General features: G+C 69.4%; 23 protein-coding genes. 14 read left to right on the forward strand and 9 right to left on the reverse strand.

All coding sequences use genetic code 11. The features are described 5' to 3' along the window. Nucleotides 1-4: 4 nt before the first annotated feature. Nucleotides 5-1804 (forward strand): gamma-glutamyltransferase, encoded by a 1800-nt coding sequence (gene ggt, locus ACXJJ3_RS36800; protein WP_458166530.1) that lies wholly within the window; start codon nt 5-7, stop codon nt 1802-1804. Here ggt and ACXJJ3_RS36805 read toward each other — a convergent pair. After that, entirely contained in the window at nt 1791-2870 is a 1080-nt protein-coding gene (locus ACXJJ3_RS36805) for a M20 family metallopeptidase (RefSeq protein ID WP_458166531.1), read from the reverse strand. The genes ggt and ACXJJ3_RS36805 overlap by 14 nt on opposite strands. Before the next feature lie 69 nt (nt 2871-2939). Between ACXJJ3_RS36805 and ACXJJ3_RS36810 the strand changes: the two genes are divergently transcribed. The 3 genes from ACXJJ3_RS36810 to menC are packed head-to-tail and all read left to right on the forward strand — an operon-like array spanning nt 2940 to nt 5341. Further along, on the forward strand, nt 2940-3596 hold the full coding sequence (locus ACXJJ3_RS36810; RefSeq protein WP_458166532.1) for a GNAT family N-acetyltransferase: 657 nt from the start codon (nt 2940-2942) through the stop codon (nt 3594-3596). Further along, on the forward strand, nt 3589-4224 hold the full coding sequence (locus tag ACXJJ3_RS36815) for a MurR/RpiR family transcriptional regulator (protein ID WP_458166533.1): 636 nt from the start codon (nt 3589-3591) through the stop codon (nt 4222-4224). Before ACXJJ3_RS36810 ends, ACXJJ3_RS36815 begins: the two co-directional genes overlap by 8 nt. Beyond that, nucleotides 4214-5341 (forward strand): o-succinylbenzoate synthase, encoded by a 1128-nt coding sequence (menC, locus tag ACXJJ3_RS36820; protein ID WP_458166534.1) that lies wholly within the window; start codon nt 4214-4216, stop codon nt 5339-5341. Before ACXJJ3_RS36815 ends, menC begins: the two co-directional genes overlap by 11 nt. A 98-nt stretch (nt 5342-5439) precedes the next feature. On the opposite strand, the gene ACXJJ3_RS36825 is transcribed toward menC, so the two are convergent. Then, nucleotides 5440-5700 (reverse strand): hypothetical protein, encoded by a 261-nt coding sequence (locus ACXJJ3_RS36825; RefSeq protein ID WP_458166535.1) that lies wholly within the window; start codon nt 5698-5700, stop codon nt 5440-5442. A 24-nt stretch (nt 5701-5724) separates the two neighbouring features. Here ACXJJ3_RS36825 and dapF point away from each other — a divergent pair, with 24 nt between their 5' ends. Both dapF and hflX read left to right on the forward strand, forming a co-directional pair. Next, a complete protein-coding gene (gene dapF, locus ACXJJ3_RS36830) occupies nt 5725-6564 on the forward strand; it encodes a diaminopimelate epimerase (RefSeq protein ID WP_458166536.1) in 840 nt (279 codons plus the stop codon). 44 nt (nt 6565-6608) lie between these two features. After that, a complete protein-coding gene (hflX, locus tag ACXJJ3_RS36835) occupies nt 6609-8081 on the forward strand; it encodes a GTPase HflX (RefSeq protein WP_458166537.1) in 1473 nt (490 codons plus the stop codon). A gap of 52 nt (nt 8082-8133) precedes the next feature. Here the strand turns inward: hflX and ACXJJ3_RS36840 are convergent, their stop codons facing one another. Beyond that, nucleotides 8134-10497 carry an immune inhibitor A domain-containing protein gene (locus tag ACXJJ3_RS36840; protein ID WP_458166538.1) on the reverse strand — a complete coding sequence of 788 codons (2364 nt, stop codon included), beginning with the start codon at nt 10495-10497 and terminating at the stop codon, nt 8134-8136. 188 nt (nt 10498-10685) lie between these two features. Between ACXJJ3_RS36840 and macS the strand changes: the two genes are divergently transcribed. Continuing rightward, nucleotides 10686-11804 carry a MacS family sensor histidine kinase gene (macS, locus tag ACXJJ3_RS36845; protein WP_458166540.1) on the forward strand — a complete coding sequence of 373 codons (1119 nt, stop codon included), beginning with the start codon at nt 10686-10688 and terminating at the stop codon, nt 11802-11804. After that, nucleotides 11801-12433: a response regulator gene (locus tag ACXJJ3_RS36850; protein ID WP_458166542.1), complete on the forward strand. Its 633-nt coding sequence runs from the start codon at nt 11801-11803 to the stop codon at nt 12431-12433. Before macS ends, ACXJJ3_RS36850 begins: the two co-directional genes overlap by 4 nt. Nucleotides 12434-12489: 56 nt before the next feature. Here ACXJJ3_RS36850 and ACXJJ3_RS36855 read toward each other — a convergent pair whose 3' ends face one another. Further along, entirely contained in the window at nt 12490-13335 is an 846-nt protein-coding gene (locus tag ACXJJ3_RS36855; RefSeq protein WP_458166543.1) for an oxidoreductase, read from the reverse strand. Between the two features lie 187 nt (nt 13336-13522). On the opposite strand from ACXJJ3_RS36855, the gene ACXJJ3_RS36860 reads away from it, so the two are divergent. The 4 genes from ACXJJ3_RS36860 (at nt 13523) to ligD (ending at nt 19975) form a co-directional block, all read left to right on the forward strand. Continuing rightward, complete coding sequence (locus ACXJJ3_RS36860; RefSeq protein ID WP_458166544.1) at nt 13523-14557, forward strand: AraC family transcriptional regulator ligand-binding domain-containing protein; 1035 nt, start codon at nt 13523-13525, stop codon at nt 14555-14557. Nucleotides 14558-14650: 93 nt separating this feature from the next. After that, entirely contained in the window at nt 14651-16951 is a 2301-nt protein-coding gene (gene secD, locus ACXJJ3_RS36865) for a protein translocase subunit SecD (RefSeq protein ID WP_458166546.1), read from the forward strand. A 55-nt stretch (nt 16952-17006) separates the two neighbouring features. Continuing rightward, the gene (locus tag ACXJJ3_RS36870; RefSeq protein ID WP_458166547.1) at nt 17007-19004 is read left to right on the forward strand and encodes an ATP-dependent DNA helicase; all 1998 of its coding nucleotides are present in this window, start codon (nt 17007-17009) and stop codon (nt 19002-19004) included. Further along, nucleotides 19001-19975, forward strand: coding sequence for a non-homologous end-joining DNA ligase (gene ligD, locus ACXJJ3_RS36875; RefSeq protein WP_458166548.1), 975 nt, complete (start codon nt 19001-19003; stop codon nt 19973-19975). Before ACXJJ3_RS36870 ends, ligD begins: the two co-directional genes overlap by 4 nt. A gap of 107 nt (nt 19976-20082) precedes the next feature. On the opposite strand, the gene ACXJJ3_RS36880 is transcribed toward ligD, so the two are convergent. Beyond that, the gene (locus tag ACXJJ3_RS36880) at nt 20083-20592 is read right to left on the reverse strand and encodes a glutathione peroxidase (RefSeq protein ID WP_458166549.1); all 510 of its coding nucleotides are present in this window, start codon (nt 20590-20592) and stop codon (nt 20083-20085) included. A 48-nt stretch (nt 20593-20640) separates the two neighbouring features. Beyond that, nucleotides 20641-21405, reverse strand: a complete 765-nt coding sequence (gene lexA / locus ACXJJ3_RS36885) for a transcriptional repressor LexA (RefSeq protein ID WP_458166550.1) — start codon at nt 21403-21405, stop codon at nt 20641-20643. 367 nt (nt 21406-21772) lie between these two features. Here lexA and ACXJJ3_RS36890 point away from each other — a divergent pair, with 367 nt between their 5' ends. Then, complete coding sequence (locus ACXJJ3_RS36890; protein ID WP_458166552.1) at nt 21773-22261, forward strand: LysM peptidoglycan-binding domain-containing protein; 489 nt, start codon at nt 21773-21775, stop codon at nt 22259-22261. Here the strand turns inward: ACXJJ3_RS36890 and ACXJJ3_RS36895 are convergent. Further along, nucleotides 22221-22826, reverse strand: coding sequence for a GNAT family N-acetyltransferase (locus ACXJJ3_RS36895; RefSeq protein ID WP_458166553.1), 606 nt, complete (start codon nt 22824-22826; stop codon nt 22221-22223). The two genes, ACXJJ3_RS36890 and ACXJJ3_RS36895, sit on opposite strands and share 41 nt — an antisense overlap. A gap of 343 nt (nt 22827-23169) precedes the next feature. Between ACXJJ3_RS36895 and ACXJJ3_RS36900 the strand changes: the two genes are divergently transcribed. Continuing rightward, on the forward strand, nt 23170-23328 hold the full coding sequence (locus ACXJJ3_RS36900; protein ID WP_458166554.1) for a hypothetical protein: 159 nt from the start codon (nt 23170-23172) through the stop codon (nt 23326-23328). Here the strand turns inward: ACXJJ3_RS36900 and ACXJJ3_RS36905 are convergent. Both ACXJJ3_RS36905 and ACXJJ3_RS36910 read right to left on the reverse strand, forming a co-directional pair. Continuing rightward, nucleotides 23321-24277: a nucleoside hydrolase gene (locus tag ACXJJ3_RS36905; protein WP_458166556.1), complete on the reverse strand. Its 957-nt coding sequence runs from the start codon at nt 24275-24277 to the stop codon at nt 23321-23323. The genes ACXJJ3_RS36900 and ACXJJ3_RS36905 overlap by 8 nt on opposite strands. Next, nucleotides 24274-24588: a metal-sensitive transcriptional regulator gene (locus ACXJJ3_RS36910; RefSeq protein WP_458166557.1), complete on the reverse strand. Its 315-nt coding sequence runs from the start codon at nt 24586-24588 to the stop codon at nt 24274-24276. Before ACXJJ3_RS36910 ends, ACXJJ3_RS36905 begins: the two co-directional genes overlap by 4 nt. Nucleotides 24589-24649 lie beyond the last annotated feature (61 nt).

Genomic DNA, 24649 nt, shown 5'->3' on the forward strand with positions numbered 1-24649 from the left:
CTTCGTGAAGAAGCTGATCGCCTCTCTGTCCGCAGGAACCCTCGTTCTCACCGCCTTCACCGCGACGACCAGCGCGCAGGCGCAGGCCCCGGCGAGGCAACCGGTCTCGATCGGGTACGGCGGCGCCGTGTCGTCGGTGGATCCGGACGCGACGAACATCGGTCTCGACGTACTGCGCCGTGGCGGGAACGCCGTCGACGCGGCCGTCGCGACCGCTGCCGCGCTCGGCGTCACCGAGCCGTACTCGGCCGGTATCGGCGGCGGTGGGTACTTCGTGTACTACAACGCCAAACGCCATCAGATGTTCACGCTCGACGGCCGTGAGACCGCGCCCGCGACGATGCCGGCGGACGCGTTCATGAACAAGGCGACGAACCAGCCGTACCCGTTCGCGCAACTCGTCACGTCCGGCGTCTCGATCGGTGTCCCCGGGACGCTCGCCACCTGGGACAGCGCGCTCAAGCAGTGGGGCTCGCTGCCGCTCGGCAAGGCGTTGACGCCGGCCGCCGACCTGGCCGAGCGCGGCTTCGTCGTCGACCCGACGTTCCGCCTGCAGACGCTGGAGAACAAGGACCGGTTCGCGCAGGTCGTGCCGACCGCGAAACTGTTCCTGCCGAACGGCGACGCGCCGCAGGTCGGCTCGCTGTTCAAGAACCCGGAGCTCGCCGCGACCTACAAGCTGATCGGGCAGCAGGGTCCGTCGGTGTTCTACCGCGGTCCGCTCGCGGGCGAGATGGCGGCCGTCGCGAAGAACCCGCCGAAGACGCCCGGTGCCACGCTGCCGTTCTTCCCCGGGTACCTGCAGACCAGCGACCTCGCGGCGTACGGCGCGATCGACCGCGCGCCGACGAAGGTCCGGTACGACGGGCTGGACGTGTACGGCATGCCGCCGTCGTCGTCCGGCGGAATCACCGTCGGCGAGGCGCTGAACATCCTGCAGCCGCAGCACCTGCGGCAGATGTCGACGACGCAGGCGTTGCACACGTACCTCGAGGCGTCGGCGCTCGCGTTCGCCGACCGGGGCGCGTACATCGGCGACTCGGCGTACGTCGACGTACCGCAGAAAGAGCTGCTGTCGAAGGGCTTCGGGGCCGAGCGGTCCTGCCTGATCGACCCGCGGAAGGCGGCCACCAAGCCGGTGCCGGCCGGGTCGCCCGACGGGAAGTACTCGCGGTGCGGCAAGGGCAGCGCGGTCGAGCCGCGCCCGGACACCGAGGGCCGGTCGACGACGCACCTGGTGACAGCCGACAAGTGGGGCAACGTGGTCTCGTACACGCTGACCATCGAGCAGACCGGCGGCAGCGGGATCACCGTGCCGGGCCGGGGCTTCCTGCTCAACAACGAGCTCACCGACTTCTCCGCGGTACCGGACCCGAAGGACCCGAACATCGTCGCGGGCGGGAAGCGGCCGCGGTCGTCGATGTCGCCGACGATCGTGCTGCGCGGCAACCAGCCGTACATCGCGATCGGCTCCCCGGGTGGTTCGACGATCATCACGACCGTCCTGCAGACGCTGACGAACCGGCTCGACCGCGGGATGACGCTGCCGCAGGCGATCGCGGCGCCGCGGGCGTCGCAGCGCAACACCGCGTCGGTGACGGCGGAGCAGTCGTTCATCGACAAGTACGGCGCTGCGCTGGCGCCGTACGGTCACACGTTCACGCCGGCCGGTGCGCCGGGGAGCTCGGCCGCGGAGATCGGTGCGGTCGCGGCGCTCGAGTTCCTGCCCGGCGGCGCGATTCTCGCGGCGGCGGAGCCCACCCGGCGCGGTGGGGGAGCGGCCGGAGTGGTCACAGGGAAGTGATGATCGCGGCGACCAGGGCCGCGCGTTCGGCCAGGGTCGCCGCGATCACCTGTTCGTGGACGGCGTGGGCGCCTTTGCCGACCGGGCCCAGGCCGTCCAGCGTTGGGATGCCCAACCATCCGGTCAGGTTCGTGTCGGCGGCGCCGGTCGCGGGGGCGCCTCCGATCTGCTGACCGATGGACTGTCCGGCCGCGACCACCTTCGCCAGTAGCTCGTCCGTCGCGGCGGACGGCTCCCACGCCGGGCGGTTCGACAGGATCTGGACGCTCAACCGGGCGTTCCCGGTCGGCTCCAGGGCCTTGATCGCCGCCAGGACCGCATCCTCCGTTGCCGGGTCCATGAAACGGAACCCGATGTCGGCGGCGGCCGATCCCGGGACGACGTTCGTCCGTCCGCCGCCGCTGATCGTGCCGACGTTGCACAGCACGTTCTCGTGCGCGGCGACCACGCGGCGTACGGCGATCAGCTGGTCGACGAGTTCGTCGATCGCGGAGACACCGCTGTCCGGATCCAGTGCGGCATGCGCCTCGCGTCCGGTCACCTCGAGGCGGACCCGCGTACTGCCCCAGCGGGACGTCTTCAGGTCGCCGTTCGGATGCGGCGGCTCGAAGCCGAAGGCGGCGTACGCGCCCTCGGCCTCCGCGGTCACGAGTGCGCGGGCGGACGGCGAGCCGATCTCCTCGTCCGCGACGACCACGACCCGCAGCGGGCGGTGGTCGCGGTCGGCGACCTGTTCGAGCGCGGTTTCCAGGACGACCAGGCCGCCCTTCATGTCGAAGACGCCCGGCCCGTGGATCACACCGTCCGCCTCGCACCACGGCATCCCGCCCCCGAGCTGGCCGATCGGCCAGACGGTGTCGTGGTGGGTGAGGAAGAGCAGCGGCGCCGCCGTACGCCCGGGGAAGTCCGCGATCAGGTGATCGCCAGACGGGTGCGGGTCGCGGCGGACGGTCGCGCCGAGGTCGGCGTACCGCGTCGCCAGCCGGTCGGCGAACGCGTTCAGCGCGGCCGCGTCACCGGTCGGCGTCTCCACGCCGACGTACTCCCGGAGTCGCTCGATCATCATAGATAGCCAACGTATCATCATCCGATCCACGGTTGGCGAGCGTTCATGAGTCGGGGATACCATCCAGATATGAATCGTATCTCGGAGGTGAGCTTTCGCGCGGTCTCGCTCACCACGGCGTCCCGGTTCGCCGAGGCGTCGGCGCTCTACCGCGAGGTGTTCGGGTACCTCGACCCGGCGTACGGGCTGAATCCGCGGCTGCTCGGGGCGCTCGCGAGCAACGGCGGCTCGGTGGTCGGCATCCTCGACGAGAGCGATCAGCTGGTCGCGTTCGCGTACGGCTTCTGTGCGACCGATCGGCGCGGGTTCTACCACTACTCGCAATCCGCAGTGGTCGCCCCCGGGCAGCAGGGGCGCGGGCTCGGGCGGATGCTCAAGCACGCTCAGAAAGAAGTCGCCCTGAGCCACGGGATGACCCGGATGCGCTGGACGTACGACCCGGCGCAGATCCGCAACGCGCACTTCAACCTCGACGTTCTCGGCGCCCGCGGGCGCTGGTTCGCGCCGGACATGTACGGTCCCGGCACCGATCGCGTCGTGGTCGAATGGGACCTGACCCGCGAGCAGCCGTCGGCCCTGGTGGCGGTCGCCGAGCTGGCCGTGCCGACGACTGACCTGCGCGGCTCGTTCGAGGAGCTGCTCGGTCAGGGGCTCGTCGCCGTGTCGTGTCAGCGGCAGCTGGACGGTACGGCCGTCTACTACTTCGGGCCGGCCGACGATGCGTGACAACCGCGAGCTCACCAGCCCCCAGGAGCGGTACGACGCCCGCCTGCAACGGCGCTCGTCGACGCTGCTGCAGCGCCGCGTCGTCGAGCAGGAACGGGCCTCGATCGACGAGGCCCTGGACCAGATCCTCACCGACGGGTCGATCGCGCAGGCGGCCGCCCGGATCGTCGCGGCCCGCCGGCGATTCATCATCGGGTCCGCGAAGTCGTTCTCGTACGCGTCGTTGCTGGCCTTCGACCTCGGCGCCGGGCTGTCCCAGGTGACGCTCGTCGACGGCACGGTCGTGCGCGGCGTCGACGTCCTCACCGACGTCCGGTCGAACGACCTGATGGTCGCGTTCTCGTTCCGCCGGTACCGGCGCGACACCGTCGAGGTCGCGCGCCGGTTCGTCGAGGCCGGCGGCGAGCTGGTCGCGATCACCGACTTCGAGGATGCGCCACTGGCCGAACTCGCCGACCAGAGCATCTACGTCGCCACCGGGAGCGCGTCGTACGTCGACTCACCGACCGTCGTCGCGTCCGTCCTGCACGTCCTGGCGACGCTGACCACCGCGAGCGCGAAGGGCGCCCGCCGCCGGCTGGTCGAACGGGACCGGCTGAACACGGAGCTGGGGCTGTATGTCAACTGAACCGAAGGTGGTCGCGGCCCGGCTGCACCGGGTACGGATGCCGCTGGTGCACGAGTTCCGGACGAGCTCGCACCGCAAGGCGTTCCTGGAGCACGTCCTGGTCGAACTCGAGGATGCGTCCGGCGCCGTCGGCTGGGGCGAGATCGCGTCCCCGTCCGATCCGTACTACGCCCCGGAGACCGTCGAGAGCTGCTGGCACGTCGCCTCGAAGTACCTGCTCCCTGCCGTCCTCGGGGGATGGACCGATCCCGGCGAGCCGGCGACGTCCTGGTCGAAGATCCGCGGCAACAACTTCGCCAAGGCCGGCGTGGACCTGGCCGCCTGGGTGTTGTGGGCCGAGCTGCAGGCGGTGCCGCTGGCAACAGTTCTGGGAGGTACGCGGACCGAGGTGGTCGCGGGGGTTTCGCTCGGCATCGAACCGACCATCGACGAGCTGCTGGCCCAGGTGCAACATCAGGTCGAGGCCGGGTACCCGAGGGTGAAGCTGAAGATCGCCCCGGGCTGGGACGTAGAACCAGTGCGCGCGGTGCGGGCGGCGTACCCCGGACTGGATCTGCACGTGGATGCGAACGGGATCTACAGCGCGGATGACGTGGAGCACTTGCGGAAGCTCGATCACTTCGAGCTCACGATGATCGAACAGCCGTTCGCGCCGCGCGACCTGATCACGCATGCCGAGCTGCAGCGGACCATCGCGACGCCGGTCTGCCTGGACGAGAGCGTCGAGACCCTCGCCGACCTGGAGACGGCGCTCCGGCTCGACGCGCTGCAGGTGCTGAACATCAAGGTGTCGCGGATGGGCGGGCTGACCGCGGCGCGGGCGGCGCACGATCGGGCCCGGGAGGCCGGGATTCCGGTGTGGTGCGGCGGCATGCACGAGTTCGGCGTCGGCCGGCTCGCGAACGTCGCGCTATCCAGCCTCCCCGGATTCACCCTCCCATCGGACGTGTCCGCCTCGGAGAAGTACTACGCCCGGGACGTCGTCGAGCCCCCCGTGTCCGCCGTCCACGGCGTCGTCCAGGTACCCGACGGGCCAGGCCTCGGGCATCAGGTCGACCGCGAACTCGTCGCAGCTCACACCGTCGGCGAACTGACTCTCCGCCCAGGCCAGGAGTGATTCGACCGAAGTAATCGATGCCACGGGCAACAGTCTGGCACTGCGGTGCGGCGCTCCGCACGCACTGGCGGATTGCAGTCTTGGCACAAAGACCGGGGCTATCGCTTGAATCGCTTCGGCTCCGTCGGGAGCGGCGGCGCCGGCGTGGGTGCGACCTCGTCCTGCGACTCCAGCCAGCCGTCGTGATCGGCCAGCAACCCGTCGAGTTCGTCCCGGTCGACGTCCGCCAGCACCACGCTCCACGGGTGGTCCTCGTCGTCGTCCTCGCCGTGGAAACGCCCACGGCGTACCTGCCCGCCCAGCCGGTCAGCGACGGCCGCGGCATCGTCCCGCTCCCAGAAGCACGCGATCAGCTCCACAAGGCAACACCGTACGCTGTGCGCATGAGTACGTTTCCCTGGCTCAAGGGGCACGGCACGGAGAACGACTTCGTGATCCTGCCCGACCCGGACGGTTCCGTGCACGGCGACCTCGACGCGGCCGTGGTCCGGTTCCTCTGCGACCGGCACGCCGGCCTCGGCGCGGACGGCGTACTGCGGGTGATCCAGGGCGACAAGCAGTCGTACGTCGAGGACGGCGGCGACTGGTTCATGGACTACCGGAACGCGGACGGCTCAATCGCGGAGATGTGCGGCAACGGCGTCCGGGTGTTCGTGAAGTACCTCGCCGAGGCGGGCCTGATCGACGGCAAACCGGTCCGGGTCGGCACCCGCGCCGGCGTCAAGGAGGTCGCGCAGAACGACGACGGCACGCTCACCGTCGACATGGGCGCGCCGAAGCTCCCGGACGCGGCCGGGATCGTGGTCGAGGCCAACGGTCACCAGTGGCCGGCCCTGCACGTCGACATGGGCAACCCGCACGCGGTCGCGTTTGTCGACAGCCTGGACGAGCCGGGCAATCTGTGCGACCAGCCGACGTGGACGCCGGCGGCCGCGTTCCCGCGGGGCGTGAACGTCGAGTTCGTCGTCCGGCGGGACGCGTACGACGTCCAGATGCGGGTCCACGAGCGCGGCGCGGGGGAGACCCGGTCCTGCGGTACGGGGACCTGCGCGGTCACGGTGGCCGCGGCGCGGCAGGCGCGGGACGAGCTGCCGGTCACGTACCGGGTCGGCGTACCAGGCGGTGAAGTGAGCGTGACGTGGCGTGCGGACAACCATTTGGAACTGACAGGTCCCGCGGTACTACACGCGCGGGGTGACTTCGATCTAGCCTGGTTGCCTTAAACGAGTCGCCGGTCCTTGGTGGCCCGTGCCACCATGGAAGGCATATGACGACCCATTCACAGGCATACGACGAGACCTCCGACGTCGAACTTGACCTCATCGAGGGCGAGGACTCCGGCGATTCGTTGACGGGTCACGATTCCGAGCTGAGCACGGACGGACTGGAGCTCGAAGAGCGCCAGGCGCTCCGCCGTGTCGTCGGCATGTCGACCGAGCTGACCGACATCAGCGAGGTCGAGTACCGCAAGCTGCTGCTCGAGCGGGTGCTGCTGGTCGGCGTCTGGACCGAAGGCAGCGCCGAGGACGCGGACAACTCGCTGGCCGAGCTGAAGCTGCTCGCCGAGACCGCCGGCTCCGAGGTCCTGGACGGCGTGATCCAGCGGCGGAAGAAGCCCGACCCGGCGACGTTCATCGGCTCCGGCAAGGTCACCGACCTGCGCAACCTGGTCGCTGCGCTCGGCGCGGACACGGTGATCGCCGACGGCGAACTCGCCCCCGCGCAGCTGCGCAACCTGGAAGACCGGCTCAAGGTGAAGGTGGTCGACCGGACCGCGCTGATCCTGGACATCTTCGCGCAGCACGCGAAGAGCAAGGAAGGCAAGGCCCAGGTCGAGCTGGCGCAGCTGCAGTACATGAAGCAGCGCCTGCGTGGCTGGGGTGGCAACCTGTCCCGCCAGGCTGGTGGCCGCGTCGGTGCGGCCGGTGGCGGTATCGGTGGCCGTGGTCCCGGTGAGACCAAGATCGAGACCGATCGGCGCCGGATCAACACCAAGATCGCCAAGCTCCGCCGCTCGCTCAAGGAAATGAAGAGCACCCGCTCCACGATGCGTCAGGAGCGCCGCCGGAACCTGGTTCCGTCGGTCGCGATCGCGGGGTACACCAACGCCGGCAAGTCCTCGCTGCTGAACCAGATCACCGGCGCGGGCGTGCTCGTCGAGGACGCGCTGTTCGCCACCCTGGACCCGACGACCCGCCGTACGACGACCTCCGACGGCCGCGTGTTCACGCTGACCGACACGGTCGGCTTCGTCCGGCACCTCCCGCACGACATCGTCGAGGCGTTCCGCTCGACGCTGGAGGAGGTCACCGACGCGGACCTGCTGCTGCACGTGGTGGACGGTTCGCACCCGGACCCGGTCGCCCAGATCCAGGCGGTCCGCGAGGTGCTGGCCGAGATCAACGCGACCGACGTGCCGGAGATCGTGGTGATCAACAAGGCCGACGCGGCGGACCCGCTCGCCCTGGCCCCGATCCTGCACCGCGAGCCGACCGCGATCGTCGTCTCCGCCCGCACCGGCGAAGGCATCGACAAACTCCGCGAACTCATCGAGGGAGCCCTACCCCAGCCGCACGTCGCCGTCGAGGTCCTCCTCCCGTACGACCGCGGCGACCTGGTCTCCCGCATCCACTCCGAAGGCGCAGTAGACCAGCTCGAACACACCGCCGACGGCACCCACATCACCGGCCGGGTCCACCCCGCCCTCGCCGGCGACCTGACGCCGTACGCGACCGTCTGAGTTCTGTCGCAGAACAGCCCCCGAGGAAGCTCCTCGGGGGCTGTTTCCGGTTCTACTTGCGCTTGCTGACCTGGATCTTCATCGAGGTGCCGGCCTTGGAGAGGACCTTGATGTTGACGCCGTTGTTCGGGACCTTGACGCTGCTCGTCGGCTGGTCGGCGGACCAGTACGAGTTGCTGTCGTTGAACGTCGGTACGGCGTTCTGGCCGCGGATGTAGCTGGCCTGGCCGTTCACGTGGAGGGTGAACGAGTCCGCCTTCTCCAGGCCGAACGGTGCGTCGTACGCCGCGACCCGGGGACGCCAGAGTTGGCCGTCGAGGCGGTTGATCGGGGTCGGGTGGGCGTCGACCGGGAGGATCAGGCCCGCGCCGGGGTGGGTGTTGGTGTTGTTGTCGGACTGCGAGGTGTCCCAGTACCAGATCAGCAGGCCGTCCTGGTACGGGAAGTGCTCGACCTTGTCCGACAGGGTGCTCGCCCAGCCGAAGTTGTACGGGCCGGTCTTCAGGTGCGCGTCGTAGTCGACGTAGTTGATGTTCGACGCGAGGTAGTAGTTGTCGTGCTGGCTCGTGTACGACGACCCGACCGCGCTGAACCCGTTCAGCGTCCAGCCGTCCGGCGAGGTCTCCGCGCCGGAGTCGAGGACCGTGATGGTGCCCGAGGTGATCTTGATGTCGTCGGCGAAGAACCCGAGTCCGCCGGTCGCCGGGTCGGTGGCGTACCGGAACTGCAGGGTGATCGTCTTCCCGGCGTACGCCGACAGGTCGAAAGTGGCCGGCTTCCAGCCGTTGCTCTTCCCGTCGATACCGTTGCCTTCGGCATCGTTGGTGATGTTGCCCTTGATCGGCTTGGCGCCGGTGCCGTCGTTGACGTCGACGTAGGCGTAGTCACAGGCCGTCGTACCGCAGTCCTCGATGTCCCAGTTCGCCTGGAACGTGAGGCTCGCGGGCTGCCCGGCCGGGAGCGTCACCTGGCGGCTCATCGTGTGCGTGAAGTTGTTGCCCTGACCGCTCCACCAGTCCTTCGTCCCGGACGGGGGCTGGACCAGTTGATGCTCGACCTGCTTCTTCGGCAGCGTCACCACCAGGCCCTGGGCCTTCTTCGAGTTGTACTCGTGCGGGCCGAGGTCGACGGTACGGTTCTGGCCGGCGTTCACGATCTCGTAGTCCAGCCAGCCGAGCTGCAGCTTGTCCCACGCGTTGAAGTCGGCCGCCTGTTCGCCGATCCCGCCGTCGGACGGCTTGCCGACCCGGCTCTGGGACATGATCGTCCACCAGTTCACGCCGTTCTCGACGGCCGCGCCGGAGGTGTCGTACTCGTCCGGCAGCCCGAGGTCGTGGCCGTACTCGTGCGCGAACACGCTGATCCCGCCGTTCTCCGGCTGGATCGTGTAGTCGCCGACGTACAGCCCGGTGTCGCCGATCTGCGCGCCGCCGTTCGGGTTGGCCGCCGGGCCGCCCGGGAAACCGGCGTACCAGCGGTGCGACCAGATCGCGTCCTCGCCCTGCCACGGGTCGCCGTCGGCCTGGTCGCCGCCGGCGTGCACGATCTGGAAGTGGTCGATGTACCCGTCCGGCTCGTTGAAGTTGCCGTCACCGTCGTAGTCGTAGCGGTCCCACTGGTCGAACGACTTCAGGTCCGCGGTGATCTCGGCCTTCGTCCGGCCCTGCGCCTCCTGGTCGGCGACCCACTGGTTCACGGCGTCCTGGATCAGGTTCCAGGTGTTGTTGCAGACGTTGCCGGCACACGGGTAGCCGTTCGACCGGCCGTACCGCGCCTCGTTGTACTTGACCTTGACCCAGTCGGTGACCTCGCCGGACACCGAGTACCGGCCGGACGACTGCTTCTCGTAGTACTTCTTCACCGAGTTGCCGTTGCCGAAGTACAGGTCCTGGAAGTGCTGACGGCTGTAGTCGGACTGCCAGACGGTCGAGTTGTCGACCGAGCGGTCCGGGGCCGGGATCTCGTTGTGCAGCGGCCCGTCGAAGCGCGCCGGGCCGGGGAAGTTCGGTGAGGTGTCCTGGTCCGGGTACTTCGGGTCGCGCTCGTTGCCGAACTCCGCGAGGATCACGAAGATCCGGTCGGTCTTCTCCCGGGACAGCTCGACGTACTGGTCGGCCTTGGCCTTGGCGTTCTTGGTACCGCCCTTGGCTCCCAGGTTGACGACCGTACTGCCGTTGCGCTGCTCCGGCGTGGCCTTGCCGTTGATGACCTGGGTCAAGGCCTCCTGCCGCAGCTCACGGCGCTTGTCCTCGAGCGGGCTGGACAGCTCGTCGGGCGCCGGTGCGGCCTCGCTGGTGATCGGCGCCGACCCTTGCGTGGGCGGTGTGGCGGCGTTGCCGGCCGAGGCCGCGGCGATGCCGAGCCCGGTCGTCGCCGCCAAGGCCAGGCTGAACAGCCCGGCGGGTAGCTTGCGCACGATTCCCCTCCGTGGTTGATTACGCTGTGTGATCAAAGCTCCCCCGAGCGTGAATTGGAGCGAGATTACGGGGAAAATCCGGTGATCTGAAGTGGAACTGAGGAAATCCTGTGAAGCTGCGGGGAAACCTGCGTCCTGAGTAGAACGGCTCACGCGTGCCGCGCCGTCGGCTTGGCAGACTGTTCCGGGTGGAGCGCCAGACCGTCGACCTGCTGCAGCCGCTGTGGCGTGCGCTGGTCGTGTTCCGGGTGCTCACCTGGGCGTTCGCCTGCGTCGGCGTGTGGACCCGGTGGGACGGCATCGTGCGGCCGTACGGCGCGGTTCTGCAGCTCGCGGTGATGGGCGTGTGGACGGCTGTCTCGTCGTACGGCTACAGCGTCCGGTGGGGGCGGCGCAACACCCGGCTCGCGTACGCCGACCTGGTCGTCTCGGTCGGTTGCATGTACGCGACGCTGTGGGCGCAACCGCTGGTCGACATCCGCGCGGGCGCGTCCGTCCTGACGTCGGTGTGGGTGGCCGGCCCGGTGCTCGCGCTCGCGATCGCCCGCGGGCGCGACGGCGGGCTGGTCGGCGCGGTCACGATCAGCCTGGCGCTGCTGTCGCTGCGGGGCCTGGACCACATCTCGAAGATCCTCAGCAACGTCCAGCTGCTGCTGGTCGCCGGCCTGGTCGTCGGGTACGCCGCCACCACCATGCGCCGGGCGGGGGAGCGGCTGCGGGCGGCGATCGCCGCGGAGAGCGCGACCGCGGAACGGCTCCGGCTCGGCCGTTCGATCCACGACGGCGTACTGCAGGTGCTGGCCCAGGTCCAGCGGCGAGGTACGGCGATCGGCGGCGAGGCGCTCGAACTCGCCGAGCTGGCCGCCGAGCAGGAGGTTGCCCTGCGCACCTTGATGTCCTCGCGGGCCGCAGTGGCCTCGGACGGTGGCCGGGTCGACCTGTGCGGGTTGTTGTTGCCGTTGGCCACCACCCGCGTCGACGTCGTCGTACCGGCCGGACAGGTACTGCTGCCCGCCGCGACCGCCGCCGAACTGGTTGCCGCCGTCAAGGAAGCGCTGAGCAACGTCAGCAAACACGCCGGCCCCGCCGCGCACGCCTGGGTCGTCGTCGAGGAACTCGGCGACGAGGTCCTGGTCTCGATCCGCGACGACGGCATCGGCACCACGCCCGCCCGCCTCGACCAGGCCCGCGCCGACGGCCACCTCGGCGTCAGCCAGTCCATCCGCGGCCGCATCACCGACCTCGGCGGCACCGTCACGGTCCGCACCGCCCCCGGCGAAGGAACCGAATGGGAGCTCAAACTATGACCCGCGTGATGATCGTCGACGACCACCCCATGTGGCGCGAAGGCGTCGCCCGAGACCTCGGAAGCCGCGGGTACGACGTCTGCGCGACCGCCTCGGATGTGGCGAGCGCGGTCAAGATCGCCCTCGCGACCCGACCCGACGTGGTCGTGATGGACCTCCAGCTGGGCACCGGCTCCGGCGTCGACGCCACCCGCGAGATCACCACCGCCCTCCCCGACACCCGCGTCCTCGTCCTGTCCGCCAGCGCCGAACAGGACGACGTACTGGCCGCCGTCAAGAACGGCGCCTCCGGGTACCTGGTCAAGTCCGCCTCCCTCGACGAATTCGACGACGCCGTCCGCCGTACCGCCGAAGGCGACGCGATCTTCAGCGCGGGCCTCGCCGGGCTGTTGCTGGGAGAGTACCGCCGCCTCGACACCACCGGCCCCGAAGTCCCGCACCTCACCGACCGCGAAACCGAAGTCCTCCGCCTGGTCGCCCGCGGCCTGACCGCCAAGCAAATCGCCACCCGGCTCGTCCTCTCCCACCGCACCGTCGAGAACCACGTCCAGAACACCCTCCGCAAACTCCAACTCCACAACCGAGCCGAACTCGTCCGCTACGCCATAGAAAACGGCCTGAGCGAGTAATCGCTGCCCATCCGGCTCCTGAGCGGTAGGACCACATCGACTCGGATCGGTTGGCATCAGTTCGATGGCACTCCGGTGGCGCGGCGGATGAACGCGTCGAAGGTGCGGTCGGGCAGGACGTCGCGGAGGAAGATCATCGGTTTGGCGCCGTACCCGACGGCGTAGCGGGTCTTCGGGCTGCGGGTGGTGACGGCTTTGGCGATCGTGCGGCCGATCAGTTCCGGTGGTGAGGAGCGCCGCCGGGTGGAGTCCGAGGCGAGGGAGTCGGCGACGGCGTTGCCCTGTGGTGCGTAGGCGCTGTCGGAGGAGACGGCGCGGACCTTGTCGGCGGCGATGCCGGCCCATTCGCTTCTGATGCCGCCGGGCTCGATGACGACGACGTCGATGCCGAAGGGTGCGACTTCGAGACGCAGGCAGTCGCTGATGGCTTCGAGGGCGAACTTGGTGGCGTGGTACCAGGCGCCGAGCGGGGTGTGGATCTTGCCGCCCATGGAGGTGATGTTGACGATCTTCCCGGCGCGACGGGCGCGCATGTGCGGCAGGACGAGTTGCGTCAGCCGTGCGGCTCCGAAGACGTTGACCTCGAACTGGTAGCGGGCCTCGTCCAGGGGCACATCCTCGAGGGCGCCGTAAGAGCCGTAGCCGGCGTTGTTGACGAGAACATCGATGCGGCCGGCTTCGGCGATGATCTTGGCGACGGCTTCTTGCAGGGAAACATCGTCGGTCACGTCCATCCGGATCGGGCGGATGCCGTCGTCGGTGAGGTGCGCCATCCGTTCGACGCGGCGGGCCGCGCCGTAAACGGTGTAGCCGGCGGCGGCGAGCTCGCGTGCGGTGGCTTCCCCGATACCCGACGAGGCGCCGGTGACGAGGGCGATCTTGGCCGTGGGGTCGTTGCTCATGGTGTCGGTCCTTCCTTGACTCGTGTCGTGGACTTCAGCCGCAACGCTATGAATCGACAGCACGGCCGGCACTAGCAGCAGACGCCGTCCGGCTTGCGGATCACGCCAAGCAGGGTCGGCGCGATCTGCAAGCCGAATGGCGCCCGATGCATGTCCGTGGAGCGGCCTCGGCGGCTAGTCTCGACACATGGCCGGCGAACGCTTCGACCTCGAGCCGAGCATCACAGCCCTCCTCCGCGATCTCGGTATCTCCACGGCGAGGGTCCTTCGGCGAGCCGCCCTGCCGGCAGACCTGTTCGTCCGGCGGCCCGTCGAACTGTCGGTTCCGGAGTACTACCGGTTCTGGGACGCGCTGGACGCCGAAGGCCGTGCTTGCGACTCTGATCGAGACCTCGCGGTAACCATCGGGAACGCGATCTCGGTCGAGCTCTTCTCGCCACCGATCTTCGCCGCGCTCTCCAGTCCGGACCTCGGCACCGCAGCACAACGCCTTGCCGCCTACAAACCCCTCATCGGACCGGTCAAACTCGACATCGCCACCGCCGACGAAGTGACGATCACCTATCAGTGGCCGACCGGTCTGAGGCCGCCGGCGCTCCTGGCCACCACCGAGCTCGTCTTCTGGGTTGCGCTGGCCCGCATCGCCACTCGAGAACACATTCGTCCCGTTCGCGTCACCATGCCTTGCCCGCCCGTGAACCGCATGCCACTGGAGAACTACCTCGGCAGTCGAGTCCGAAAAGATGACGGCTACTCCGTCGTCTTCACCGCCGCCGATGCCTCTCGCCCCTTTCTGACCCAGAACGACCAGATGTGGCGTGTCTTCGCCCCCGACCTTCGCCGACGGCTCGCCGACCTCCAAGCCTCGGCCACAGTCGCCGAACGAGTACGCGCCGCCCTCGTCGAAACCCTTCCGGCGGGCGATCCTTCGATCACCGCGGTCACCAACCAACTGGCCACGAGCGCCAGGACCCTGCAGCGCCAGCTCAGCCAGGAAGGCACCTCTTTCCAGGCGGTCCTCGCCGGCACCCGCGAACACCTCGCCCGGCACTACCTCGCCAACGGCAACCTGCGCACCTCGGAGATCGCGTTCCTCCTCGGCTACAACGACACCAACTCGTTCTACCGAGCCTTCAAAACCTGGACAGGATCCACCCCCGACGCGATCCGCGCGAGCACACGGGCTGCTCCGGTTACGGTTGCGACACGGTCGCTTGTGTGATTGTGGGGCGTTCGTACACTGGGCGTTCCACGGCTGCGTGGATGCTCTGTGTCATGACACCCCTACTGCGGGTGCCCACCTCCGGAGGCTTCGGTGAACCGGTCGTCCCTTGTCCGTGCTCTTCTCGCGTTCCTGGTGCTGGCGGCGTCGACGTACGTCACGTTGACGGCGAAACCACAGCTCGGTCTCGACCTGCGCGGTGGGACGCAGATCGTGTTGGAGGCGAAGGATTCGCCCACGGTGAAGGCGACCCGGGAGACGACCGACAAGGCGACCCAGGTGCTGCACCGGCGGATCGACGCGCTCGGGGTGAGTGAGCCGAACGTGACCCGCCAGGGTGAGAACCGGATCATCGTCGAGCTTCCCGGTGTGCAGGATCCGCGCGAGGCCGCGAAGGTGATCGGGAAGACCGCGCAGCTCACGTTCCACGAGGTGCTCGATCAGGTCGCGGCGAAACCGGCCAAGCCGGCGGCGGGGGAGACGTACCTGCAGAGCGACCAGGGCCAGGGCTTCCTCCGGCTGGCGAAGCCGGCGATGACCGGTGAGATGGTCAGCGGTGCGGACGGTTTGCTCGATCCGCAGCAGGTCGCGCAGGGCTGGTTCGTGCAGATGAAGTTCAAGGGCGACGGCGGCAAGATCTGGGCGAACATCACCGGCAAGGCGGCCTGTCAGCCGGTCGGTACGCCGCAGCGGCTGATCGCGATCGTGCTGGACAACGAGGTGATCAGCGCCCCGCAGGTCGACCCGAACGGTGGCAACCAGCTCTGCAACCTGGGCATCTCCGGCGGTACGACGACGATCTCCGGCTCGTTCACCGAGGCGGACGCGAAAGACCTGGCCGCGCTGATCTCGGGTGGCGCGCTGCCGGTGCCGGTCGAGGTCATCGACCAGCGGACCGTCGGGCCGTCGCTCGGCCAGGACGCGATCCAGGCCAGCGCGCTGGCCGCGATCATCGGCCTGGCGTTGACGGCGCTGTTCATCGTCGTGGTCTACCGCCTGGTCGGCCTGATGGCGGTCGTCGGCCTGATCGGGTACTCGGCGATCTCGTACGCCGCCCTGACCGCGCTCGGCGCGACCCTGACCTTGCCGGGGCTGGCCGGGTTCGTGCTGGCGATCGGTATGGCGGTCGACGCGAACGTCCTGGTCTTCGAACGCGCCCGCGAGGACTACATCGCCGGCCGCACCGACGGCCTGCGCCGCTCGTTGCGGAGCGGTTTCCAGAACGCGTTGTCCGCGATCGCCGACTCCAACATCACCACGCTGCTCGCCGCCGGCCTGCTGTTCTTCCTGGCCGCCGGACCGGTCCGTGGCTTCGGGGTCACGCTGTCGATCGGTGTGATCGCGTCCATGCTGTCAGCGCTGGTGGTGACGCGGGTGTTCGCCGAGTTCGTGGTCTCCCGCGGGTTCGTCCTGCGGCGTCCCGGGCTCAGCGGGATCGCCGGCCACGGCCGCGTCCGTACTTGGCTGGAAGCCCGGCAGCCTGCGCTGATGAAGCACAGCAAGCGCTGGCTGGTGATCACCGCGGTCGCGATCATCGTCAGCGTCGCCGGTGTCGCCGTCCGCGGGCTGAACCTCGGCATCGAGTTCACCGGCGGCCGGCTGCTCGAGGTCAGTACGGCGCAGCGGATCACGCCGGACCAGGCCCGCGCCGCGGTCGCCGAGGCCGGGTACCCGACCGCGGTCGTGCAGGCGTCCGGGGCCGACGACTTCACGATCCGGACCGGGACGATCAGCGACGACGAGGCGGAGAAGATCCGCGAGTCGATCTCCCGGACCGCCGGCGACACCGAGGTGATCCGGAACGAGAGCATCGGCCCGTCGCTCGGCAAGGAGCTGCGGAACAAGGGCCTGATCGCGCTGGGGATCGCGTTGCTGGCCCAGCTCGCGTACCTCGCCGTCCGGTTCCGCTGGACGTTCGGCGCCGGCGCGGTGCTCGCGCTGCTGCAGAACGTCGCGGTCGTGGTCGGGATCTTCGCGTGGACCGGGAAACCGATCGACGGTATCTTCCTGGCCGCCGTACTGACGATCATCGGGTACACGGTCAACGACTCGGTCGTGGTCTTCGACCGGATCCGCGAGACCCGCAGCGCCCGCGCGGCCGGCAACCTCGGCAAGATCATCGACACCGCGATCGTGAACGTGCTGCCGCGGACCATCAACACCGGCATCTCGACGCTGTTCATCCTGGCCGCGCTGCTGTTCCTCGGCGGCGACTCGCTCGCCGACTTCGCGCTCGCGCTGCTGCTCGGCATCGTCGTCGGTACGTACTCCTCGAACCTGACTGCCGCGCCGCTGCTGCTCGAGCTGGAACGCCGGTTCCCGGCCCCGCCGCCGCGGCCGAAGCGGGCGCAGGTCGACCGCGACGCCCAGCCGGACCGCGGCGCGGTCGTCTAGGTTGTCCACACCCCAGCCCGCCGACCGGAAATCTGTCGGCTCCGCGGGCTAGGGTGTGGCGGTGGGTGTTGATGTCAAGGAACTGCTGGAAGCTGCCGTGTCCGGGATCGCCGGACAGACCCGGCCCGGGCAGGTGGAGATGGCGCAGGCCGTCGACACCGCGATGCACGAGGGCTCGCACCTGCTCGTCCAGGCGGGCACCGGCACCGGCAAGTCCCTCGGGTACCTGGTGCCCGCGCTGGTGCATGCGATCGAGGACCGCCGGGTGGTGGTCTCGACGGCGACCCTCGCGCTGCAGTCCCAGCTGGTCGACCGCGACGTACCGGCACTGCTCGACGCGACCGAGAAGCTGCTGCCGCGGCGGCCGAAGTACGCGATCCAGAAGGGACGCAACAACTACGCCTGCCTGCACCGGATCCGCGAGGGCGCGCCGGACGACGACGGCATGCTCGTCGACGTGCCGCCGGCCGGCGAGGTCGGTCGTCAGGTGGTCGAGCTGCGCGACTGGGCCGAGCAGCAGCTCGCGGACGGCGAGGCCGGCGACCGCGACCATGCGCCGTCGCACCAGTACCAGGCCTGGCAGCAGGTAGCGATCGCCGCGCGCGAATGCCTCGGCGCCCAGAAGTGCCCGTACGGCGAGGAGTGCTTCGCCGAGAAGGCCAAGGATCTCGCCCGCAAGGCCGACATCGTCATCACCAACCACGCGCTGCTCTCGATCGACGCCTTCGAGAACCGGACGGTCCTGCCGGAGCACGACGTGATCATCGTCGACGAGGCGCATGAGCTGCCCGCCCGGGTCACCGGCGCGGCGGGTGACGAACTGTCGCCGCAGATGGTGGAGCGTGCCGCCAAACGGGCCCGCCGGTTCGTCGACGACGACAAGGCCGACGACCTGATCGACGCCTCGGACGCGCTCCGGGCCGCCCTCGACGGCACCCGTGAGGGCCGGATCGAGCCGAGCAACACGCTCGTTCTGGAGGCCGCCGGCCTGGTCCGGGACGCGGCCCGCGGGTTGTACTCGGACCTGAACAAGAAGTCCGACGACAAGGACGACGACCCGGACGGCGCCAAGCGGCAGTCCAAGGGCGCGGTCAAGGAGATCTTCGACGTCGCCGAGCGGGTCGCCGCGCTGAGCGACGCGGACGTGGTCTGGATGATCGACCGGGACCGGTTCGGCCGCGAGCTCCGGATCGCCCCGCTGACCATCGCCGGCCTGCTCCGCGAGCTGGTCCTCCGGGACCGGACGGCGGTGCTCACGTCCGCCACGCTGACGCTCGGCGGCGACTTCGACGCGATCGCCCGGCAGGTCGGGCTGAAGCCCGGCGACAAGCTCGAGGACGACGCCGAGATGCCGGAGCTCGACGCGGAGGACGAGCGCGGTCCGCTGCCGTGGCGCGGCCTCGACGTCGGCTCCCCGTTCGAGTACGAGAAGCAGGCGATTCTGTATGTCGCGAAGCACCTGCCGGCGCCGCACCGCGACGGGCTCGGCAAGAAGCAGTTCGAGGAGATCGTCGACCTGATCACCGCGGCCGGCGGCCGGACGCTCGGGCTGTTCTCGTCCCGCCGCGCCGCCGAGGCCGCGACCGCCGCGGTCCGCGAGGCGACCGACCTGAAGGTGCTCTGCCAGGGCGACGCGCAGCTCGGCGAGCTGGCCCGCGAGTTCGTCGACGACCCGGAGACCTCGCTGTTCGGCACCTTGTCGCTGTGGCAGGGGATCGACGTTCCTGGCTCGACCTGCAACTTGGTGATCATCGACCGGATCCCGTTCCCGCGCCCGGACGAGCCGCTGATGGCGGCCCGGCAGCGCGCAGTCGACGAGGCCGGTGGCAACGGCTTCATGTCGGTCGCCGCGACGCATGCCGGGCTGCTGCTCGCGCAGGGCACCGGCCGGCTGATCCGCCGCAGTACCGACCGTGGCGTGGTCGCGATCCTGGACCCGCGGATCGTCACCCAGCGGTACGGCGGGTTCCTGCGCGCCTCGCTGCCGCCGATGTGGCCGACCGCCGACCGGGAGAAGGTGCTCGGCGCCCTGAAACGACTGCAGACGTCATGAGCCCGGTGGCCGGTCCGCCGGTGCTGCCGATGATGGCGTCGCTGGGGGAGATGCCGTCCGGCGCGGGCTGGTCGTACGAGCTGAAGTGGGACGGCATCCGGGTGATCGCCGACGTCGACGACGGCGTCTGCCGGCTGTGGTCCCGGAACAGCCACGACGTGTCCGGCGGGTACCCGGAGCTGATCGGCCTGGCGGAGGCGCCCGGCCTGCGGCTGCCCGCCGTACTGGACGGCGAGATCGTCACGCTCGACGAACACGGGGCGCCGTCGTTCGGCCTGCTGCAGCGGCGGATGCACGTCCGCGACCCGCGGCACCTCCGGCACCTGATTACCGAGGTGCCGGTGTCGGTGCGGCTGTTCGACCTGCTCCGCTTCGACGGCGAATGGTTGCTAGAGGCAACGTACGACGATCGGCGCGGGCTGCTCGACTCGCTGGACATCGGCGACCCGTTCTGGGAGATCCCGCCGGCCCTGAGCGACGGCGACGAGGCGCTCCGACTCTCTGCGGAACAAGGGCTCGAGGGCGTGGTCGCGAAGCGCCGCAAGTCGCGGTACCTGCCGGGGCGGCGGAGCTCCGACTGGATCAAGATCAAGCCGGTGCAGACCCGGGACGTCATCCTCTGCGGCTGGCATCCGGGGGAGGGCAACCGGGAGGGCAAGATCGGCTCGTTCTACTGCGGCGCGTACGACGGCGACGACCTGGTGCTGATCGGCAAGGTCGGCTCCGGGCTGGACTTCGCGACCCTGGACATGCTGAGCGCCGAGCTGACCGGGCTGGAGGTCGAGCGGCCCGCGTTCGACCCGGCGACGATCCCGCTCGCCGACCGGCGCCGGGCGCACTGGCTCGACCCGGTGCTGGTGGCCGAAGTCACCTTCTCCGGCTGGGGCGGCGACGGCCGGCTGCGACATCCGGTCTGGCGCGGTCTGCGGCTCGACATCGACCCGGATTCGGTCCTGCTGGACCGTTCCTGAATACATTTGCCGACATGCAGCGGTCGGCGAATTGTTCGGAATGCGGAGAATGTCGCGTGTCGCTGCGACAATTACTGTTCAACTGTCGCAGGAAATTCCGCGCATTGTCAGTCGTTCGTTTTCGGCGAAGGCGCCGGAACGGCGAGTGCGGACTCGATCTTGTCGGCCAGCTTCTCGGGCGCATGGGTGGGCGCGTAGCGGGAGATCACACCGCCGTCGCGGCCGACCAGGAACTTGGTGAAGTTCCACTTGATCCGGCCGCCGAGCAGGCCGCCCTGCTCCCGCTTGAGCCAGTTGTACAACGGGATCGTCTTCGACCCGTTCACGTCGATCTTGGCGAACATCGGGAACGTCACGTGGTAGATCGTGGAGCAGAAGTTGGCGATCTCGTTCTCGTCGCCCGGCTCCTGGTGGCCGAACTGGTCGCAGGGGAAACCGAGCACTGCGAAGCCCTGCCGGCGGTAGGTCCGGTAGAGCTTCTGCAGGCCGGTGTACTGCGGGGTCTGGGCGCACTGCGATGCGACGTTCACCACCAGCAGCACCTGGTCGCGGAAATCGGCAAGAGACTGTTCATTGCCTTCGATCCGCCGCGCGCTGAAGTCATAGACAGTCGTCATGACTCAATGCTGACACGTCACGCCCGACTTCGCTCGCCGTCCGATATGTCAGACACGCCGCAGAACTGTTACGACCTTTCCGAGAATGGTCGCATCCTTGCCGTCGATCGGCTCGAAGGCCGGGTTGTGCGGCAGTAGCAGGATCTCGCTCTTGGTCTTCTTGAACGTCTTCACGGTGGCCTCGCCGTCGATCATCGCGGCCACGATGTCGCCGTTCTCCGCGGTCGGCTGCTGGCGGACCACGACCCAGTCGCCGTCGCAGATGGCGGCCTCGATCATCGACTCGCCCTTGACCTTCAGCATGAACAGCGTGCCCTCGCCGACCATTGCCTTAGGCAACGGGAAGACCTCCTCGATCTCCTGCTCCGCAAGGATCGGGCCACCGGCGGCGATCCGCCCGACCACCGGCACGTACGCCGCGTCCGGGTGCGCGTCGCCGGCCCCGGTCTCGTCGTACGCCGTCTGCCGCACCGGGCCGAGCGCCGACTTGCGGGCTGCCGCGTCCACCTCGCCGGGGTAGCGGACCTCGATCGCGCGCGGGCGGTTCGGGTCGCGGCGGAGCAGGCCCTTCTGCTCGAGCACCCGGAGCTGGTGCGACACCGAGGAGGAGCTGGTCAGCCCGACCCGCTCGCCGATCTCCCGCATCGAGGGCGGGTAGCCACGGCTGTCGACCGAGTCCCGGATCACGTCCAGGACGCGGCGCTGCCGCGGCGTCAGGCCGGTCGCGTCGGCCGGCCCGTCGGGAAGCTCGGCGACGGTCCGGTCGGCGTCCTTGGCCGGCTTGCCCGACGACTTGCCCGCTGCCTTGTCCACGCTGATTGCTCCTCGGGTCGGGCCGGCGTACCCGCACCGGCCGAAAGCTTGCTCGACTGAGATGACCGTAGACCGAATCTTGAGATTCTTCAAACATCTGTTCGAAGGCGTGTCGGTTCGCAAGTTTGTTCGGGTGTCAGGTTATAGAGCGCACGCGGGCACCTTCGGCGTCAGGAATTTTCTGGGCGTGTCCTGGTTGGAAGTGGTTGCGCGACGGGCGGCTGTCGGTTAATCATTCGTACAGACGTTCGATCGAACAGGTGTTCGGGCCGGTCGGGCAGGTCGCTTCTTCAGAAACTGTCGGAGGCGGCCGATAGACAGGAACCACACACCGCAGAACGTGTACCAACCGAGGTCTGGAGGACTGATGAGCACAGCAGCCGTTGCGGCCGACGCCCTGGCCCCGCGCCGCTCGACGAAGGCCGAGCCGCGTCCGGACCTCAGGCTCGTTCCCGCCCCGCCGCGGCGACGGATCGCGGGTGCGACGACCGACCGGATGCCGGTCCGTGGCTGCTCCGGCGAGGCGGTCGGCCGCCGGGTGCAGGTCGAGCCGACCACTCTCCGCCTCACCCGCCGCGGAAGGATGCTGCTCACGACGGTCTCCGTGCTGGTCTTCGGTGCCGCCGTGCTCGTCCTCGGCCTCCGGGTCGCCGGCGTGCTCGAGCCCGGTCCGCACTTCACCCACACCGTCCCGGTCCAGGTTGCTCCCGGTCAGACGCTCTGGTCGATCGCCGAGTCCACCAACCCCGGCCAGGACCCGACGATCGTCGTCGAGAAGATCGCGAACCTCAACAAGCTCGCCACGCCCGCCGACATCACCCCTGGTCAGACCCTGCAGATCCCGGTCGCGGGCTGACCGCCGCGGTCCGCCACTCGTCGGCGAGCAGTGCGTAGACGTACTCGTTCGCCCACTCGCCCTTGAACCGCAACGCCTGCAGGTGATGCGCCTCGCGCCGCATTCCGAGTCGCTCGAGCAGCCGCGCCGACGCGGTGTTCCGGTCGTCGAGCACCGCCACGATCCGATGCAGCCCGAGCTCGTCGAAGCCGACCCGCAGTATCGCCCGCGCGGCCTCCGCCGCGAGCCCCTTGCCCTGGTAGTCGGAGTGCAGCGCGAACCCGATCTCGCCCTGACGATCCTCCGCGCTGGCCCACTTCAGCAGGACCTCGCCGATCACGGTCCCTGTTTCGCGCAGTTCGATCGCGAGCACCAGCCACTGACCGGCCTCGGTCAGCTCACCCTGCGGCAGCTTCCGCTCCAGCGCGACCCGGGTCTCCTCCCGGTCCCGGACCGGCCACGGCGTGTACCGGACGACCTCCGGGCGGGAGTGGAACGCGAACAGGTCGTCCAGATCGTCCATCCGGTGCGGCCGCAACTCCAGCCGCTCGGTCAGCAGCGGATACGCGGGTCGGAATCCAGTCACGATGCCATCCTCGAAGCTATTGTCTAATCTCGTTAGACAGTAGTCTCGACGACCCCGGGTCCGCGCCCCGTCGCTGTACCACCACGTCGGCAACAAGTCCGAGCTCCTCGACCTCGTCGCCCGGAACGGGTTCGACCGGTTCACCGCCGACACCACGGCGTACGACGAACTGCGGACCGTCGACGAGTGGATCGAGCTGACCCGCTCCGGCTCACTCGAACTCCGCGCGTTCTACGCCGACCATCCCGGCCTGGCCGGCCTGATCCAGGCGAAGGCCACCCCCGGCCGGGACCGCGGCGACGGCTCCCGCGCCGAACTCGTCCGCGCCCAGATCGACGCCCTGGTGCGGATCGGCGTACCGGAACCAGAGGCGCGGCACCTCTTCGAGGTCACGGCCCGCTGGAGCCTGGCCGCGGTCGTCTCCGCCGACAACCTGTTCGCCGACGGCCTCGAACTCTTCCTGTACGGCGTCCGCGCCCGCCTGCTCGAACTGCTCAGCTGACGGTCGCCAGCCACAGGTCCGCGTACCGCTCGGCGTCGACCGCCGTCGCGACCTGGATGACCGGCGCCGGACCCTGGACGTCGTTCGCCTGGTCCGACGCGGTCCGGGTGTCGACGATGGTCCGCCCGCGCGACCAGCCGCCGGACAGCTCGACCCGGACCGGATGCCGCTCGGTGGTCAGCCCGGACGGGTCGATCACCGCGCACACCGCGCCGCCGTCGCCGATGCTCGCGCCGTCGGACTGGTACCGCTCGCTGCGCTTCTCGATCAGCTTGCCGGCCAGCTCCGCCGACGGCGATCCGGTCAGCCCGCGGGCCTGGTCGAGGGTGACGACGACGTCGTAGAACACGTCCAGGCCGTACATCGTCACCCCGATCCCGAGGTCGTGCGCCGCGGCCAGCACGATCGCGGCCGCCTCCGGATCCGTCCAGACGTTGAACTCCGCGGACGCCGTCGCGTTCCCGATCCCCGCCGAGCCGCCCATGAACACGATCTCCCGCAACCCGGCGGCGGCCTCGGGGTATGTGCGGAGCAGCAGCGCGATGTTCGTCAACGGCGCCAGTGGGATCAACGTGACGAGCTCGCCGGTCGCGGCCGCGTCCCGCAGTACGTCACGCAACAGCTCGACGGCGTGCCGTGGATCGGTCGGCCGGGTCGACCGCGGCCAGTCGAGGTCCCCGAGCCCGTCCTCGCCGTGGACGTGCCGCGCCGGACGCACCGGCTGGATCAGCGGTACGGCGGCGCCGCGCGCGACCGGGACGTCCGGACGACCCGCGGCGTCGAGCACCGTGAGGGTGTTGCGGACCACGTCGTCGATCCCGACGTTCCCGCCCGCGCAGGTCACCGCCTTGAGGTCGAGCCCCGGGTGCCGGGCCGCGAGCAGCAGTGCGCACGCGTCGTCCAGGCCGGTGTCGACGTCGAGGACGACCGGGATCCGCGCGCCGGTCACGACCGCACCAGCCGGGCGATCGCGGCGGACGCCTCCTTGATCTTCGCGTCGGCCTCCGGGCCGCCGGCCTTCGCGGCGTCCACGACGCAGTGCGCGAGGTGGTCCTCGAGCAGGCCCAGCGCGACCGATTCCAGCGCCTTCGTCATCGCCGAGACCTGCGTGAGGATGTCGATGCAGTACTTCTCGTCCTCGACCATCCGCTGCAGCCCCCGCGCCTGCCCCTCGATCCGCTTCAGCCGCCGCAGGTACGCGTCCTTGTCGCCGATGTAACCGTGCTGCGTATGCTCAGCGGCCGGTTCGGTCACACTCACCACATCCTCCCGGGTTCCCGCCGAACCATATCCCGCCGGCGGCCCGGGACAGCGCGCTGCG

It is taken from the genome of Kribbella sp. WER1 (genome assembly GCF_054189145.1).